The organism is Parabacteroides chinchillae, assembly GCF_900108035.1.
In the GTDB taxonomy this organism is placed as follows: Bacteria; Bacteroidota; Bacteroidia; order Bacteroidales; family Tannerellaceae; genus Parabacteroides; species Parabacteroides chinchillae.
This window is the reverse complement of the sequence record NZ_FNVS01000004.1, coordinates 84,286-102,177: the sequence shown is the minus strand read 5'-3', so window position 1 is coordinate 102,177 and position 17,892 is coordinate 84,286. Positions and strand designations below refer to the sequence as shown.

Below are 17,892 nucleotides of genomic sequence, written 5' to 3'. Positions count from 1 at the left end.
GACATCTATGAAAACATTAACATATAAACATATTCTTCCCGTAATGGTATTGGGCTTGACACTGAGCACAAATTCCTGTATAAACGATTTGGATACAATACCTTTGTCAAAGGATGAATTGGTGTCGGAAACGACCTTTGGCAGCGACCTGGCACCTTATACCGGTTCATTGGCTAAAATTTATGCCGGTTTCGTGATTGGCGGTAATTCCGGGGGCGATGCTGATCAGGACGTTGCCGGTATCGATGGCGGAAGCCAGGCTTCATTTCTTCGTTGTACCTGGAATATGCAGGAGCTGACAACGGATGAAGCCCATTGTGCATGGAACGATCCCGGCATTCCTGATTTCAATAATGTGACGTGGGGGGCTTCCAATCCATGGATCAAAGGTTCTTATTACCGTTTGTACTATCAGATCAATGTCGCCAATGCTTTTTTACGTGAAACGACGGAAGATAAACTTAGAGGACGCGGCTGTAGCGATCAGACAATTAACTCAATATTGAGTTATCGTGCTCAAGCCCGTTTTCTTCGGGCTTTAGCGTATGCTTATACTTTGGACTTTTATCGCAATGTTCCGTTTGTGACGGAAGAAGGTAAAATAGGCAATGTCTTGCCCGAACAAATTATGGCGGCCGATCTTTTTAATTATATCGAAAAGGAATTGAAAGAATGCCAAGAAGGACTATCCGAACCTACGGTTGGTTTTAGCACCACTTACGGCGAAGCCAATAAAGCGGCAGCCTGGTCGCTTCTTTCACGCCTTTATCTGAATGCCGAAGTGTATATCGGACAGCCTAAATATACGGAGTGTATCGAGTATTGCAACAAAGTTATCAATGCCGGTTATGCATTAGGCTCAGATTATCTGGAAATATTCAAGGCTGACAACGACCATTCTGCCGAAATGATTTTCCCGCTTCGTTATGAGGGAGACCAGACGATGACTTGGGGTGGCATGACCTTCCTTTTGTGTGGCCTCGAACCAAAAGAACTGATGGACGAAATTAATGCAAAAGACGCCTGGCAGGGTGTTCGTGCCAAATCTTCTTTGTTGGCAACTTTTGAGAAAGAGAAAGCTTCTGACCAGGATTCACGTAAAGCGTTGCTGCATCCTGAACTGACAAGCAGCAACGAAATTGTAGATCCGTTCTCATTTAAAGACAATGGCATACCAACTGTAAAATTCTACAACGTCAATAAAGACGGTTCTCTGCCTCCAAGTAAAGAGGCATGGGTGGACTTCCCGATGTTCCGTCTGGGCGAAATTTATCTGAACTACGCCGAAGCCGTATTGCGTGGCGGTACGGGAGGAGACAAAGCTACAGCCCTGAAATATGTGAATGCCATCCGTGAGCGGGCTTACAAAGACAAATCGGTTGCTCCTATCACACAATCCCAATTGACATTAGACTTCTTGTTAGACGAAAAAGGACGTGAATTTTTCTATGAAGCTCATCGCCGTACCGACTTGATACGCTATGGCAAATTTACGGGAAGCGACTATTTATGGCCTTGGAAGGGAGGCGTTGCTCAGGGAACCAGCGTGAAAGATATGTACAAAGTATTCCCGCTTCCGTCTGACGACATCGGTTCTAACACAAATCTGAAACAAAATGACGGTTATTAATTCACAGTTTTTCAATCTTTAAATACAGATTATAATGAAAAAGATTCAGATATCATTAATTGCGTTTCTTAGTATATGGAGCTTGGCTTTCACTGCCTGTTCAGATACGACAGATCCGGTAATTGGAGCTACGACACCGGCTACTTTGGTAGCTCCTTCGCCCAGCGAGTTTGTGTTGGCACTTGAAAACGCGGATGAAACGATGACGACGTTAACCTGGAACAAAGCCGATTTTGGCGCTCAGGTAGCTATCACTTACGACGTGCAGATGGATATGGCCGGCAATAATTTTGAAAAGATGGTTTCGTTGGGTACGACCAATGAGACAAGTATGGCTATCAAAACAAGCGATATCAACAAGCAACTGCTGAATCGCGACCAGCCGGCCGGAGAACCTGCCTCTGTAGAAATCCGCGTTGTTTCTTCAATCGGAACATTGTCCGGATTGTCTAATTACGAATCGGGTCTGTCCAATGTGGTACAGCTGACTGTTACGCCTTATTCCGGGGAAAAAGTATATCCAATGCTTTATACTCCGGGCAACCACCAGGGATGGAAACCTGAATCGGCCGCTCCTTTGTACTCTTTGAACAGCGATGGCATTTATTCCGGATATGTATATCTGGACGGTGAGTTTAAATTCACCAGCCAGTCTAACTGGGACGGTACCAATTATGGCGCCGGAGCAGCCGCCGGACAGATTTCGGAAACCGGTGGCAATATCACTGTCCCGGCCGCTTATTATTTTGCTAAAGTAAATACCAACGACTTGACGTATTCTCTCAGGCCGATGGCCTGGGGTGTAATAGGCGATGCTACTCCTACAGGTTGGGATAGCGACACGAAGCTTATTTATGATCCGGGCGATATGACCTTGAAGTTGGACATCAAACTGAAGGACGGTACGCTCAAATTCCGTGCAAACGATGACTGGGCAGACAATTTCGGAGGTTCGTTCGATAATCTGGTGGCAGGTGGAGATAATATCACCGTGACGGCCGGTTCATATACCATTGTGCTGGACTTTAGCAAGCCTGTTTATAGTGCCCGGTTGATAGCAAAATAACCCGCAGGGCACCCCGTAGGGGGTGTGCCAAAAGCAGGAGGTAAGGAACGCGTGTTTTACAGTCGTCAGAACACGAAGAAGGCCCTCCGTTTGTGGAGGTAACTCATCCGACAAGCTTTGGAGGAGATACAAAAGAAGGGACTGCCCGGCAAATGGCCGGGCAGTCCCTTCTTTTTTCTTGCGATGTATATTTACTAAAGCGTAATTGGAGTACCGTTGTAGAAGTCGAGAATTTTTGTGCGGAAAATAAAGTCGTACTTAGCCTGCGCCTGTTCGGCAAGGCTTTGGGCATACTTTGTTTTTGCTTCGTTGAATTCGAATACGGTACTTTTTCCGGCATTGTAGCGCTCTGAGGCATATTTGAATGCTTCCTGGGTTGCCAGGACCGACTTGTCCGACGAACGGTATTTCTCCTGAGCGGCAGTGGCGTCATAGAAAGCCTTTTGTATCTCTTTATAAAGTACCTTTTTGGTGCTTTCCATCATTAACTCGCGGTTGCGGATATTGATACGTGCCGAGCGCACATTGTTGCGCACCTGAAAACGGTTGAATAGCGGAATACTTAATGTAAAGCCTACTACTTTCTGTCCGTTTTGCTTCATCTGATCGCCAAAAGAAGGATTGACGATCTGTTCTTCCCCTCCGCTTTTGGTATGATAGTAACCATTGCTGTAGCTGGCTCCAAAGTTTAATTTCGGATAATAACCCGCACGGGCTACGTTGAGCATCTTTTTCTGGCTTTCCAGTAAAAATTCCTGTTGCTTGATCTGGGGCTTGAAGGTAACGGCGTTGGCAAAGATTTGTTCCGGTGGAACAATGCTTGACATGTTTGCTTCGATCACATCGTCTACTAACGGATTGGTGATGTCGAAACTTTTGTCTTCGCGCTCCAGCTCCAGGCTTTGTGCCAGATCGAGCAGTGCCAGGGCTACGTTGTTGCGTGCTTCGGTTAGCGTTACTTCATCTTTTGCAAGCTGTGCTTTGATGTCGTATAGCTGCGAAAGGGGTACCTTCCCGGCATTTACCATGGCTTCTGTTTTATTGATCTGTTCTTTGTCCAGGTCGACCTGCAGCAGGGCTATGTTGAGCAGTTCTTTATTATAGAGCACTTGCACGTAATATGATGCCACCTGTATGGAGATGTCCTCTTTGGCTTTGTTGAGGTCTTCTATGGCAGCTTTCAGATCCAGCTTGCGGGCTGCTATGTCATTGGGTATTTTCAATCCGTCGAAGATCGGCATATCCAGGTTGATCCCAACAGAAGAATTGGCTGCACTCTGGTCTACGATCAATCCTGATTTTGTACTCGAACGGCCAAACTGGAAACTTTGTCCCATATTGGCGTTTACTGCCGGGAGCCAGCTGAATTTACTGGTGTTCAGGTCTACCTTCCGGGCTTCCTGCTCTTCTTCCTTTTGTTTCAGGTCGATATTGTGCTCTATGGCGTACTGGATGCATTCTTCCAGTGTCCATTGCTTTTTAGTTTCTTGCGCTTGTATTCCCGAAGAAAGGAATAATGCGGCAACCAGGGGTATTATTTGTTTCATGTCTTTAGCTGTTTTATTTTTTATCTTCTATAGCAGCACCGCGTATTTTATCCTTTTCAGTCAGCCCCTCCTTAATCTCGATTTTGATACCGTCGGAAAGACCTACTTTGACAGGTTGTTCTTTAAATATTTGTTCCGGCTGTTCCTGCTTTACGATTTGAACGAAAGCAGAGTCTCCTCTGAATTGTACGGTACTTTCCGGTACGGTGACAACGTTTTCGGCACGCTTCAATACGATCTCGGCATTGGCACTGTAGCCTGCACGTATAAACGCGTCTTCGGGGATTTCGGCCGCAGCTTTAATTTCGAACATGATGGCTCCGTTTTCTTCTACTCCTTTAGGCGACACATATTCCAGCATAGCGTCGAACTTGCGGCTCTCCAATGCTCCGACCGTCAGTTTGATAGGCATGCCCTCGTGAATACGTCCTACTTCGGTTTCGTCCACCTTGCCTTTGAAGATCATATCATTCATGTTGGCTACAGATGCGATGGTGGTACCATCGTTAAAGGTGTTGGACTGGATAACGGAGTTTCCCACCTTGATAGGAACATCCAGTATCATACCCGTGATAGTGGATCGTACCTGTGTTGTGCTGGAAGCGGCGAATTTCTTTGAAATACCTTCGCGGATAATGTCCAGGGCATCCTGTGCATTATCAACTTCTTCTTCTGCTTTCTTGTAGTTGGCAAGAGAGGTCTGATAATCTTCTTTGGAAATGACTCCCTGGTCAAATAGTTGTTTATCGCGTTTGTAAGTTTCGTTAATCTGCTCCATGCTGATCTTTGCAACCCGTACGCGTGATTCGGCACTGTTCAGCTGAACCATTTCTGGGATAACCTTGATCTTGGCAATAATCTCACCTTCTTTTACCATCTGTCCGGCTTCCTTTAATACTTCGGAAATGATACCAGACATCTGGGGCTTGATAAGGACTTCGTCACGTGGTTCGACCTTGCCGGTGGCTACGGTTTTTGTCTCGACTGTATCTCTTTGGGGGGTTACTATTTCGTATTTGGTGATAACCGGCCGCGATTTCTGCCATAAGAAATAGAATGTACCGATAACAGCTACTCCAATCAGTACGAGGACTACGATTCTGACAATCTTTTTCATGTGATTTCTTTATTTTATTGTTTTATTTATTTTCAGTTTATTCTTCCCGTATAGCATCTATCGCTTTGATCTGCATTGCACGCCATGCAGGAATCAGTCCTGCCAGCAATCCGCTGAATAAAAGGATAATTGTTGCTGCTATTGCTGTATTGATGTTGATTTCCGGGTTTGTAAAGAATGTATCGCTATTGCTGCCTCCCGATTCCAATACCCGGTTTACCACATCCAGCAGGAACACGCCCAGTGCCAGCCCGATTAATCCTGCTAAAGCTGTCAGTACAAGACTTTCACTCATTACTTGTGTGATAATATTGGCTGGTTTGGCTCCAAGTGCACGCCTCACGCCGATTTCTTTTGTCCGCTCTTTTACCGTTACCATCATGATGTTGCTTACTCCGATGATACCGGCAAGCAGGGTTCCCATACCAACCAGCCATACAAGGATGTCTATACCCAGAAACAACATATTGAATGTTTCCGCCTGTTTGGCTATACTGAAACTACCAACGGCTTGCGGGTCGGTAGGAGAGATTTCGTTTTGAGCCTTTAGCAGTGTTTTTACGTCATCCATGATCTTGTCGCATGAATAGCCGTCTTCGCCGGTGATACACAGAAACCAGAACTTGTCTCCGTTGTTCGTTACTTGCTGCAAGGTGCTGAAAGGAAGCATAACACTTTCTTCTGTGCGGCCTCCGATACTGGCACGTGGCTTGGCTTTTATCACGCCTACTACCTGGTAATAAATTCCGTTTACACGGATATATTGTCCGGTCGGGTCTTCGCCTGGCTTGAATAATACTTCGTAAACGCGGGTACCTATCAGGCAGACTTTGCGTTTTTCCTGAAGGTCTATTTCATTGAGTAAACGTCCGTAATAAATATGTTGTGTTTCGATATTAAAGTAATCCGGATATACGCCGCGTACGTTGTAACTTCCTGCTTTCTGGCCTTTCACTACATTATTGTTTCCCTGAGGCCCCCAGTGCATAGGGGAAATATATTTGATGCCTTGTACCTTTTGCTTGATGGCTTCGAGGTCGCGGTTGCGCATACTCCAGTTACGTCCTTTACGGTATCCTTTGTAAGGTTCGGCTGTACGGTCTGTGTAAAAAAAACAAGAATTGGTAGCGAAACCATTTACGTTTTTGAATATACCATTTTGCATTCCTTTACCTGAACCTAATAGTAATACAAGCATAAGGATTCCCCAGAAGACGCCGAAGCAGGTAAGCAAACTTCTTGTTTTGTTGCGGGTGATGGTGATCCATATCTCTTGCCAGCGGTCTATATCAAACATGATTCTTTCGTATTGAATGATGAATTACTTTATTCTGTTCTCATGGCTTCGATAGCCGTTATTTTAACTGCTTTGCGCGCCGGGAAATATCCGGCCAGTACACCTGCCAGCACAAGCAATCCGGTTGCTGCGCAAGCGATACTCAGGCTTACGGTGGGGTTGCGGAATATACTCATGTCGTCTCCCGAACTGGATCCTCCTATATTCATTGCTTCCATTGCGTAATTAATGCCTTCGGTGACACCGATGCCAAGAACCATGCCGATATAGCCGAATAGGGCTGTGATCAGAATGGACTCTACGATGATAAGCTTCAATATGGAAAAGGGTGTGGCTCCGATAGCTTTACGTATGCCGAACTCTTTTGTCCTTTCACGTACGGTAATCAGCATAATGTTGCTTACGCCTACGATACCGGCAGTTAATGTTCCGATACCTATAATCCATAGGAAAAGAGTTATGCCGTTCATCATACCGTTTAGCATCAGAAATTCTTCTGCTGTATTCCACATGTAGAGCGAACCTTTGTCGTTCGGGTCAAAATGGTGGCGCTTGCCCATGCTTTCACGGAAGCGGGTTTCGAAAGCCTCGTTTTCCTCTTTTGTTTTCAATCCTTTCAAAGAGAAAGAAATTTGTCCGATTCCATAACCGGAATTGTATAACGTTTGTCCGGTGGAAAATGGGATATAAGCTGGCGAATCGTTGCTGTTATTTTCATCTTTATAAACGCCTACCACTTGGTAGACAATCTTTCCGGCATTGATATGTTTGCCCAGCGGATTTTCCGATTTAAACAGAACTTCTTTCATACGAGGACTGATTACGATCACTTTCCGTTTTTGCTTAATGTCTATATCGTTGATAAAACGCCCGTTGCCGGCTAGCATTTGTATGTTGTCGATGATGGAATGCGCTGGGAAGACAGCACGCGTGGAGTATGTCCCATATTCTTCGCCTACCGACAAGGTGTCTGTATGGTAAACAACAGCGCTGACAAGGTCTATTTCCGGATGATCATACCTTATTTGTATCAAGTCTTCGTCTTTGAATTTGATACTCCGGTTTGTTGGCATGCCTTTATAGGGCATAGTGGTGTAGCCTGGCCATACCGAAACTCTGTTGGTAGACATATTCCGGAAGTTATGTAAGATACCGTTCCGAAGCCCGTTTCCGGCACCCAGCAAGATGATAAGCATAAAAATACCCCAGGCGACGGAAAATCCTGTCAGGAAGGTACGCAGCTTATTCTTTTGGATAGTTCCGAATATTTCCCTGAAATTGTCGAAATCAAACATGGGCTTTACCTTTTTCTATTGTTTCTATTAAACCGTCTTTTACGCGGATTATTTTGTTTGTAGCGTCAGCTACGGATTGTTCATGGGTGACAATGATCATGGTCATACCCGAAAGATTAACCTGGCGAAGTAGTTCCATAACTTCTACAGTTGTTTTACTGTCAAGTGCTCCGGTGGGTTCGTCGGCCAATATTACCTGAGGTTTGGCAATAAGAGCACGGGCAATGGCTACACGTTGTTTTTGCCCTCCCGACATTTCATTAGGCATGTGTTCGGCCCAGTCTTTCAAACCTACCATGTCCAGATACTCCATGGCCATTGCATTCCTTTTCTTTCTGTTTATGCCTTGGTAATATAGGGGCAATGCTACGTTTTCCATAGCATTTTTGAAAGATATAAGATTAAACGACTGAAAGATGAATCCTATCATCTGGTTGCGGAGTTCGGCTGCGCGTGTCTCGCTTAGATTTTGGATTAACTGACCGTTCAGGGTATATGTACCGCTATCGTACGTATCTAATATCCCAAGAATATTTAGCAGGGTAGATTTGCCTGATCCGGAAGCTCCCATGATAGACACCATTTCTCCTTTTTCTATATCTAGGTCGATTCCTTTCAAAACGTGCAACGGTGCTCCGTTGAAATACGTTTTGTTAATTCCTTTCAGTTGGATCATCATATTTTGTTATGTAGTTATTTTTATTAGACGTACAGTTGACTGAAAAAGTTACATATCCAGGCAAATATTTTTATTTATGTGAGCAAATATAGAAATCCTTAAAATACCTTGTATCGCAAGGTACTATTAATTATATAATATTAACAAAGCTTTTTGCTTTGTCTCAGAAACATAAAATAATTCATCGGGATGTTTTTTTTATTTCATCCCGATCATTTTATAAAAACATCCCGATGAATTAGAAAAGCTGTTTATAGATATAATTTTTATTTTAGTTAAGTTTGTAGCGATAAGCAACAACAACTAAACAAGTAGTTCTGTTTTCTATAGAAAAAGATCGAAAAGAAATGAGGCTCGTTTATATTTATCATAGCGGCTTTGCTATTTTAGCAGAAGGATTTTCTATTGTAATAGATTATTACCGTGACACATCAAATGATTCTGATGAAGGCTATGTTCATGACTGTTTGTTGCATCGCCCCGGAAAATTATATGTGTTATCGTCCCATTTTCATCCCGATCACTTTAATCCGGAGGTTCTGAAGTGGAAGGAACAGAAAGAGGATATTCAATATATCTTTTCCAAAGATATTTTAAAACGCAGGAGAGCGAAATCTGAGGATGCTTTCTATATCCGGAAAGGAGAAGTTTATCAGGATGATAATTTGACAATTAAAGCTTTTGGGTCTACAGATGTTGGTGTTTCATTTTTGATTAAGGCGCAAGAGCGGATAATCTTTCATGCCGGCGACTTGAATAACTGGCATTGGAAAGATGAATCGACGCCGGTTGAGGCAGGAGAAGCCGAAAAATATTATTTGCAGGAACTGGATATTATCGCAAAAGATACGGATAAGATGGATCTGGTTATGTTTCCGGTTGATCCACGTTTAGGTACCGATTTTATGCGGGGAGCCCAGCAATTCATCGACCGTATACAAACGGATGTATTTGTACCGATGCATTTTTGGGAACGCCCGGCCGAAGTGGAAGTTTTTGCTCCCTATGCCGAATCGAAAGGCGTTCGTTATGTGCTGTTATCCGTTTGTGGAGAAGGAACCGATTTTTAGTTATTTAAAATATGGATATTATGGAAATAAAAGGTAGATTTGATCATTTTAATATCAATGTTCTGGATTTGGACAGAAGTATTTCATTTTATAGTAAAGCATTGGGGTTGAAAGAACATCATCGCAAAGAGGCAGAAGACGGTTCTTTTGTATTGGTCTATATGACCGACGGGCAAACAGGTTTTTCGCTTGAATTGACGTGGTTGCGTGACCGTACGGATCCTTATGAATTGGGAGATAATGAAAGCCATTTATGTTTCCGTGTAGCCGGAAATTATGATGAAGTTCGTAAATATCATAAAGAAATGGATTGCGTATGTTATGAAAATACGAGTATGGGACTGTATTTTATTTGTGACCCAGATGACTATTGGATTGAAATTCTTCCGTTGAAATAATAAACATACAGAGAAGAAAAATGACGGATTTGTCCATTATAATATAACAATGTTACGTAGCATAAGTTTGCTATAAAACACGACAAATATGACATTTGGAGTAAATTTTTTTGAAAAACGTATTGCAGCTTATCATAATCCTCTTATATTTGCTTCCAATAAAAAAAGAAATCATTATTAATCGTAAATATAAAATCATGGAGAAGCCTTATGTAGTAGGTATTGATATAGGTGGTACCAATACAGTTTTCGGTGTAGTAGATGCGAGAGGTACAGTTTTGTACAGTAGTTCAATAAAGACTGGCAAATATGCTGATATTGAAGATTATGTAGCAGCTTTAGGCCAGGGACTTATGCAGGTTATAGAACAAGCCGGCGGTCCTGAAAAGATTAAAGGTATTGGTGTAGGTGCTCCTAATGGTAACTATTTTAATGGCTGTATAGAGTTTGCCCCGAACCTTCCCTGGAAAGGCAAAATTCCTTTGGCTCAGTTAATCAGCGAACAAGTTGGCGGTATACCTGTTGCTTTAACAAACGATGCTAATGCTGCTGCTATCGGAGAAATGACTTATGGTGCAGCCCGTGGTATGAAAGATTTTATCGTGATTACATTAGGTACTGGTGTAGGTAGCGGTATTGTTGTTAACGGAAATCTGGTATATGGCCATGATGGTTTTGCCGGTGAATTAGGCCATGTCATTGTACGTCGTAATGGTCGTCAGTGCGGTTGTGGTCGTCAGGGATGCCTTGAAGCTTATACATCAGCAACAGGTGTTGCCCGTACGGCACGCGAATATCTGGAAATCCGCAAGGATGAAAGTTTATTACGTGAACTCGATCCTTCTGATATTACTTCAAAAGACGTGTATGATGCAGCAATGAAGAATGACAAACTGGTACTTGAAATCTTCGAAACAACAGGCGCTATGTTAGGCGAAGCATTTGCTAATTTTGTTGCATTCTCTAGTCCGGAAGCAATTATCCTGTTTGGTGGTCTTACAAAAGCAGGTGATCTGATTATGGAACCAATCAAACATGCTATGGAAGCAAATATGCTGAAAGTATTTGAAGGTAAAACTAAAATATTATTCTCACAGTTGAAAGAAAGCGATGCTGCTGTATTAGGTGCCAGCGCTTTGGGTTGGGAAGTAAAAACTCAGGATCCTTCATTATAATAATAATTTATATCTGCGTACTGCGCAGATATTACAAAGCAAGCCGCATCTTGTATTTATATAGGGGTGCGGCTTGTTATTTATCATCCGTTTAGTATGAAACATCCGTTAGATAAATTTGCTTATTGTCCGGTTTGCGGAGCAAAAACATTTCTGCAGCATAATGAAAAAGCGAAAAAATGTACGGCCTGTGGTTTTATTTATTATTTCAATCCGTCTGCTGCTGTTGCCTGTTTTATCCGTAATAAAAAAGGTGAGTTGTTATTAGTACGGCGCGCTAAAGAACCTGCAAAAGGAACACTCGATTTGCCCGGAGGTTTTGTTGACTTACATGAAACGGCCGAAGATGCTGCTTGTCGCGAGGTAAAAGAAGAAACCGGATTGACCATAACCAATTGCAAGTATTTGTTTTCATTGCCGAATATTTATCCGTATTGTGGCTTCGATGTGCATACGGTGGATATGTTTTTTGAATGTCATGTCGATAATTTTGAATTGGCCTCTGCCGAAGACGATGCTGCCGAGATTATTATACTTTCCCCGGAGAAGTTAAATCCGGACGATTTTGGACTGTGTTCTATAAAAAAAGGTGTGGATCGTTATATTCATTTTTGTAAATAACTTGCTTCTTATTTGCAGCTTATTCTCTATATTTGCAATTTAGAACAAACAGGTACTATAAGTGTCTGTCCTTAAAAGCAAATGAGTGATGAAGAGAATACTTATTCCGCTATGTCTGGTACTGGGAAGTCACGTGGCAAACGGGCAACGGTCGTATCAGTTCGAAGTGCCCGACCGTTTATTCGTAGAAGGCAAAGAATTGTTTAGTTTAAAAAACTACCCTGGCTGTATTGATAAGCTGGAGGCTTATAAACAGCATTCGACGGATGCCGATTTGATTCAGGAAGCCGATTATATGTTAGTGTATGCCGCTTACGAACAGGGCCGGCCAAATGCCGACGAATTATTAAAAGACTATCTTGAGACCTATCCTTCGTCTCGTCACAGTGATGAAATCAATTATCTGATTGCTTCCGTTCATTTCGGACGCGGAGAGTATCAGAAAGCCATTTTTTGGTTTGGCGAATCCAATATAGACGTATTAAATCCTGAACAACAGGAAACTTATAGTTTTCGTTTAGCTTATTCCTTGTTGCAAATGGGCGATATGGCAAAGGCGCGAGGTTATTTTGCCCGTATCGAACAAGTCGGGGCCAAGTATCGCGAAGCAGCTGCGTATTATATGGCTTATATCGATTATGCAACGGCTAAATACAATACCGCGCTTGCCGAATTTTCACGATTGAAGGAAATTCCTGCCTATCGTGAGCAATCGTTGTATTATATCACACAGATATATTTTATCCAAAGCAAATATGAAAGAGTTGTAAAAGAAGGGGAGCAACTTCTCTCTTCTTATCCGGATAGTAAGAATAATGCGGAAGTATATCGCATGCTTGGTAACTCTTATTACCATATGGGAGACCAAAGCAAAGCCATCGCTATGTTGAGTAAATATGTTTCATCAACCGATGTGCCTTTGCGCGGAGACTTATATATCCTGGGAGTATGTTATTATGATAAAGGCAACTATAGTAGTGCAGTTAATGCTTTGGGACGTACGGTTGGCGAGAATGATGCACTGACTCAGAATGCTTATCTTTATTTAGGTCAGTCTTATCTGAAACTGAATGATAAGAACAATGCCCGTATGGCGTTTGAGGCAGCTGCCACATCTTCTTATGATCAGCAGATTAAGGAAACAGCCATGTATAATTATGCACTGCTGATCCATGAAACAGCCTTTACCGGTTTTGGGGAATCGGTTACGATCTTTGAAGATTTTCTGAACGACTTTCCGAATTCAAGATATGCTGATAAAGTGAACGACTATTTGGTAGAAGTCTATCTTACTACTAAGAATTACCAGGCGGCTCTTACTTCGATTAATAAAATCAAACATCCGAGTATTAAAATATTAGAGGCAAAACAGGATATTCTGTTCCAGTTGGGAACGCAGGCTTTCGCCAATGTGAAATTGGATGAGGCAATAGATCTGTTCAGCCGTGCCATAACATTGGGAGCTTATAATATGGAAGCTCGCAATGATGCTTATTTCTGGCGTGGCGAATGCTATTACCGCCAGGGTGAATATGAAAAAGCCATATCTGATTACAGGACATATTTGAATAATGGCCAACGTAATACGGATATGTATGCTTTGGCTTATTATAACCTGGGATATAGCTATTTCAAATTAAAAGAATATGATAATGCATTGAGCCGTTTCCGTCAGTATGTAGATATGGAAAACAGTAATAATACGGCTTCACTGGCTGATGCGTATAACCGTATTGGAGACTGTTTATTCCATAACCGTCAATTTGCATTAGCCGAGGACAATTATTCCCGTGCGGCCCAGTTGGAACCTTCTGCCGGAGATTATTCAATGTATCAAAAGGCTTTCGTATTGGGTTTGCAGAAAGATTATCAGGGAAAGATTAGTATTCTGGATCGTTTGATACGTGAATTTCCGGAATCACAATATATAGATGATGCTTTGTTTGAAAAAGGACGTTCGTATGTATTGCTGGATAACAATAAGGCAGCTGCACAGACGTTCGAGTCTTTGATTCAAAAGTTTCCGCAGAGCAGCTTGTCACGCAAAGCAGGCGTACAGTTAGGTTTGATTTATTTTAATGACAATCAACCCGAGAAAGCAGCTCAGGCTTATAAGATGGTTATAAGTAACTATCCCGGAAGTGATGAAGCAAAAGTTGCTTTGCAAGATTTGAAATCCGTATATATTGAATTAAACGACATTAATTCGTTTGCCAATTATGCCAATTCTTTGGGAGGTAATGTCCGTTTTGAAGTAAGCGAGCAGGATTCATTGACTTATCTGGCTGCAGAAAAGTTGTTTATGCGTGGTGATAACGAAGGCGCACGCAGAAGCCTTACTAACTATTTACAAACATTCCCGCAAGGCGCATTCAGTTCAAACGCAAACTTCTACCTGGCAAGTATCGCATTTGCAAAGAAAGAATATGACGAAGCAAAACACTTGTTTGGCCTGGTTGTTGAGAGTGGCGATACGAAGTTTATGGAAGAATCGGTTGCCCGTAAGGCTGAGATAGAATATCTGAGTAAAGATTATCCGGCTGCTCTGGAAACTTTCAAACGTTTGCAGAGCATAGCTGAAAATCCGGAAAATAAACAGGCTGCAAAACTTGGAGTTATGCGCTCCGCCCAGTTTACCGGCCAACCGAAAGAAGTTCTTTTGGCTGCAGAAGAATTATTGAAAGAAACCAAGCTTTCGCCGGAAGTGAGCGCAGAAGCCCGTTATGCCCGTGCTAAAGCATACATTTCTTTGAAGCAGGACAGTAAGGCGCTTGCCGACCTGAAAGAGATTAGTAAAGATACACGTACTGTTCATGGTGCGGAAGCTAAATATTTGTTGGCTCAATTATATTATGATACCAATGATGATAAGAATGCGGAAAAGGTTCTTGAAGATTTTGCTAAGAACGGGACACCGCATCAATATTGGTTGGCACGCGGCTTTATCTTGTGGGCTGATATTTATATCCGCCAAGGAGACGATGTACAGGCACGCCAGTATCTGACTAGTTTGCAAAACAACTATAAAGGTAACGACGATATTGCCGGTATGATTGAAGACAGATTGGGTAAATTAAAGAAATAAAAGATTACGATGAAGACGATATATAGTGTAAAAACGTTGTGTGTGCTTGCTATAATGGGTACTGTAACCACAGTCGGCGCACAAGAGAATAAAACGGATAAGGATAAAAATCTGAACCGTGAAATGACATTGGAACGTGAATACGACCCTTCTGTACAGGATGCGAATAAGGTAAACACATTGCCTGTTGTAAAAGAGCCTGTTGTCCGTAAAATACCTATTGATTATGCAACCTTTACGGTCCCGGCCGATCCGGCTAAAGAAATAGGCTTGTTGCCTTCGGGTAATATTATGACGCAAATGGCTTACAACAAACGTCGCGGCTATTTTAATTTTGGCGCCGGGACGTATTTGAATCTGAATGGAGATATAGGCTATCATATATTGAGTACGGATAAAGACAAACTGAACGTTTGGTACTCACATCGTTCGACAAACGGAAAAGTAAAGTATATTCAGGAAGATGAGAAAGTAAAAGCCAAATTGAATGATAACCTGGCAGGCATCAACTTCAGGCATAATTTTGAAAAACTGTCTTTGCTGTTAGGTGCGAAGTATGGTTATTCGGCATTCAACTACTACGGGTTACCTATGATTGACCCTGTTCAATCGATTGCGCCGATAGAAAGATATGAACCCGATCGTACTACCAACCAGGTAAACCAGACCATTCAGTTTAATGCAGGTGTGGAATCGAAGGAAAATGCTCCTTTTGGTTATCTGCTTGATCTGGGTTATACCAATTTTTCTCATAAATATGCACTGAGCAAAGACCAGAAAGGTCCGACAGAGAATACGTTTGACGTGAAATTTGATCTGAATGCCGGTTTTGGAGGTAATCAGAAGATCGGATTAGGCGGTAATTTTGAATACTTTAATTACAGCCTGCCCACGAATGGCACACAGGAATATTTATTCTTCGAAAATCATGCGGAAGGACGTGTCTCTCCTTACTATAAGGTGGAAGGAGACAATTGGAACCTGAAATTGGGAGTGAATGTCATGTTTGTGACCGGCGGCGACAGTAAAATGATGGTTAGCCCGGACGTCGCCTTTGATATGGAGGTGGCGGATAAGACCGTATTATATGCCATAGCCGGCGGAAAGCTATACTCTAACAGTATGTATGATATGTCGTTGATTAACCGTTATATGGATCCTACGGAAGAGGTTACTCCATCCCGTAACTGGCTGGATGCAACGTTAGGTATCAAGAGTGGTGTTGCCAATGGATTTTGGTTTGATGTGTTTGCCGGATATAAAATTACAAGCGATGATGTGTTATTCCTGCCTTCCCGTCTTTACCGTGAGGGTGAGTTCGGCAACTATACGAAGCCGATGGGCGGTATAGACACAAAACATTTCTTTGCAGGAGCAAACCTGAAATATAACTATCAATGGCTGGATGTTTCATTGAAAGGCGTTTATAATAACTGGAAAGCCAAATACGGCAGCAGTTGGGATGGAGCTTCGGGAGATTTGGAACATGCATGGGGTAAACCGGAGATGGAGATTAATGCGGGTGTATCGATTCATCCGTTCAAACCGTTGACTATTGCCTTAGACTATTATTTAGCTACCGGACGTTATGTAGAGCTTTTTGGATACAAGTCTGTAAAGATGGATAATATTAATGAGCTTAATTTGACGGGAACATATAATTTTAATGATACTTTTGGTGTGTATGTTAAGTTGAATAACGTTTTATTCCAGAAATATGAGGTACTTTACGGCTATCCGTTGCAAAGCTTTAGCGCTATGGCTGGCGTAAATATTAATTTCTAGTAAACGGGATAAAACAGGATGGGTGATATAAATATAAAACAGATAGAAAATCTTCGGTTACGCACACGGGTTCTCGAAATCCTTTCTATGATCGGATTGGCAGGAGTTGCTGTTTTGGTGTTTAAGGAGAAGTATGATCTTGCCTATTATTGGATAGGAGCTGTTATAGCGCTTTATATTTATAAATATTTCACGGGAGTTAGTTTGAGGAAAAAAGAATTTCTTTCCAATATTGTGGAAGCCCGGACAAATGAACTCCGTTCCCAGCGGGATACGATACAGGCAGAATCCCAGAAATTGTCGCAAGCATTAACAGCCTTAGCGGATGCACAGGACGAGTTATTGCAAAAAGAGCGGATGGCTTCTATCGGACAATTGACACAAGGGCTGGTAGACCGTATTCTGAATCCGTTGAACTATATTAATAACTTTGCCAGCCTTTCCGTAAATCTGGCAAAGGATATTAAGGCCAATATGGAAAATGACCTGAAGAATGGTAACCACGACAACTTTAATGATTCGGCTGAACTACTTGTCTTATTAGGTAGCAACCTGGATAAAATTTACAAACACGGAGCTAATACTGTACGGATAGTAAAGGCTATGGAAGAGCTTTTGAAAGATCGCTCAGGCAATCGTAAGACTGTGGATGTGAATGAACTTTGTAAAGTTAACCTGGATATATTAAAACGAAACTATAAAGAAGAAATAGAACGTAACCAGATTCTTATTCATTTTTCGGAACTGTCTGCCCCGCTGACTATGGAATTGAATATAGATCAGATAGGAAAATCTTTACAACATATTCTGAATAATAGTATGTATGCTGTAATGAAGAAATCCGGTTCGTCCGAATATATACCGGCTGTTTCGTTATTTATGGGTATTAAGGCCGATAATCTGCAAATAATTATACGTGATAATGGAGTAGGCATAGATGACAATATCAAACCAAAAGTCTTTTCTCCGTTTTTTACAACGAAAACAACGGCGGAAGCTGCCGGGACGGGGTTATATCTCGCCCGTGAAGTTGTATCGAACCATAAGGGTAAGATTGAAATTGCTTCAGAAAAAGATCGTTTCACGGAAGTAACCATCACAATGCCTATTTATCAGTAAAAAAGGAG

At 42.2% G+C, this 17,892-nt stretch carries 14 protein-coding genes; 9 read left to right on the top strand and 5 right to left on the bottom strand.

Annotation, left to right across the window (positions count from 1 at the left end; genetic code table 11):
* The first annotated feature begins 7 nt into the window (after window positions 1-7).
* The gene (locus tag C4S38_RS04505) at window positions 8-1,630 is read left to right on the top strand and encodes a RagB/SusD family nutrient uptake outer membrane protein (RefSeq protein ID WP_103982723.1); all 1,623 of its coding nucleotides are present in this window, start codon (window positions 8-10) and stop codon (window positions 1,628-1,630) included.
* A 34-nt stretch (window positions 1,631-1,664) separates the two neighbouring features.
* Window positions 1,665-2,696, top strand: a complete 1,032-nt coding sequence (locus C4S38_RS04500) for a SusE domain-containing protein (RefSeq protein WP_103982722.1) — start codon at window positions 1,665-1,667, stop codon at window positions 2,694-2,696.
* A gap of 194 nt (window positions 2,697-2,890) precedes the next feature.
* Here the strand turns inward: C4S38_RS04500 and C4S38_RS04495 are convergent, their stop codons facing one another.
* Genes C4S38_RS04495 through C4S38_RS04475 form a run of 5 tightly spaced genes read right to left on the bottom strand, consistent with a single transcriptional unit; the run spans window position 2,891 to window position 8,628 of the window.
* The gene (locus C4S38_RS04495) at window positions 2,891-4,243 is read right to left on the bottom strand and encodes a TolC family protein (RefSeq protein WP_103982721.1); all 1,353 of its coding nucleotides are present in this window, start codon (window positions 4,241-4,243) and stop codon (window positions 2,891-2,893) included.
* A 13-nt stretch (window positions 4,244-4,256) separates the two neighbouring features.
* Window positions 4,257-5,360 (bottom strand): efflux RND transporter periplasmic adaptor subunit, encoded by a 1,104-nt coding sequence (locus C4S38_RS04490; RefSeq protein WP_103982720.1) that lies wholly within the window; start codon window positions 5,358-5,360, stop codon window positions 4,257-4,259.
* A 37-nt stretch (window positions 5,361-5,397) separates the two neighbouring features.
* Window positions 5,398-6,657 (bottom strand): ABC transporter permease, encoded by a 1,260-nt coding sequence (locus tag C4S38_RS04485; protein ID WP_103982719.1) that lies wholly within the window; start codon window positions 6,655-6,657, stop codon window positions 5,398-5,400.
* A gap of 29 nt (window positions 6,658-6,686) precedes the next feature.
* A complete protein-coding gene (locus C4S38_RS04480) occupies window positions 6,687-7,952 on the bottom strand; it encodes an ABC transporter permease (protein WP_099464406.1) in 1,266 nt (421 codons plus the stop codon).
* Entirely contained in the window at window positions 7,945-8,628 is a 684-nt protein-coding gene (locus C4S38_RS04475) for an ABC transporter ATP-binding protein (RefSeq protein ID WP_099464863.1), read from the bottom strand. Before C4S38_RS04475 ends, C4S38_RS04480 begins: the two co-directional genes overlap by 8 nt.
* 350 nt (window positions 8,629-8,978) lie before the next feature.
* On the opposite strand from C4S38_RS04475, the gene C4S38_RS04470 reads away from it, so the two are divergent.
* The 7 genes from C4S38_RS04470 to C4S38_RS04440 all read left to right on the top strand — a co-directional run bounded on the left by C4S38_RS04470 (window position 8,979) and on the right by C4S38_RS04440 (window position 17,884).
* The gene (locus C4S38_RS04470) at window positions 8,979-9,701 is read left to right on the top strand and encodes an MBL fold metallo-hydrolase (RefSeq protein WP_103982718.1); all 723 of its coding nucleotides are present in this window, start codon (window positions 8,979-8,981) and stop codon (window positions 9,699-9,701) included.
* A gap of 20 nt (window positions 9,702-9,721) precedes the next feature.
* A complete protein-coding gene (locus C4S38_RS04465) occupies window positions 9,722-10,099 on the top strand; it encodes a VOC family protein (RefSeq protein WP_103982717.1) in 378 nt (125 codons plus the stop codon).
* A 197-nt stretch (window positions 10,100-10,296) separates the two neighbouring features.
* Window positions 10,297-11,274, top strand: a complete 978-nt coding sequence (locus tag C4S38_RS04460; RefSeq protein ID WP_103982716.1) for an ROK family protein — start codon at window positions 10,297-10,299, stop codon at window positions 11,272-11,274.
* A gap of 96 nt (window positions 11,275-11,370) precedes the next feature.
* Window positions 11,371-11,895, top strand: coding sequence for an NUDIX domain-containing protein (locus tag C4S38_RS04455; RefSeq protein WP_103982715.1), 525 nt, complete (start codon window positions 11,371-11,373; stop codon window positions 11,893-11,895).
* An 88-nt stretch (window positions 11,896-11,983) separates the two neighbouring features.
* Window positions 11,984-14,980: a tetratricopeptide repeat protein gene (locus tag C4S38_RS04450; protein WP_103982714.1), complete on the top strand. Its 2,997-nt coding sequence runs from the start codon at window positions 11,984-11,986 to the stop codon at window positions 14,978-14,980.
* A 9-nt stretch (window positions 14,981-14,989) separates the two neighbouring features.
* Window positions 14,990-16,765 carry a TonB-dependent receptor gene (locus tag C4S38_RS04445; RefSeq protein WP_103982713.1) on the top strand — a complete coding sequence of 592 codons (1,776 nt, stop codon included), beginning with the start codon at window positions 14,990-14,992 and terminating at the stop codon, window positions 16,763-16,765.
* Between the two features lie 18 nt (window positions 16,766-16,783).
* Entirely contained in the window at window positions 16,784-17,884 is a 1,101-nt protein-coding gene (locus tag C4S38_RS04440) for a sensor histidine kinase (RefSeq protein WP_103982712.1), read from the top strand.
* Window positions 17,885-17,892 lie beyond the last annotated feature (8 nt).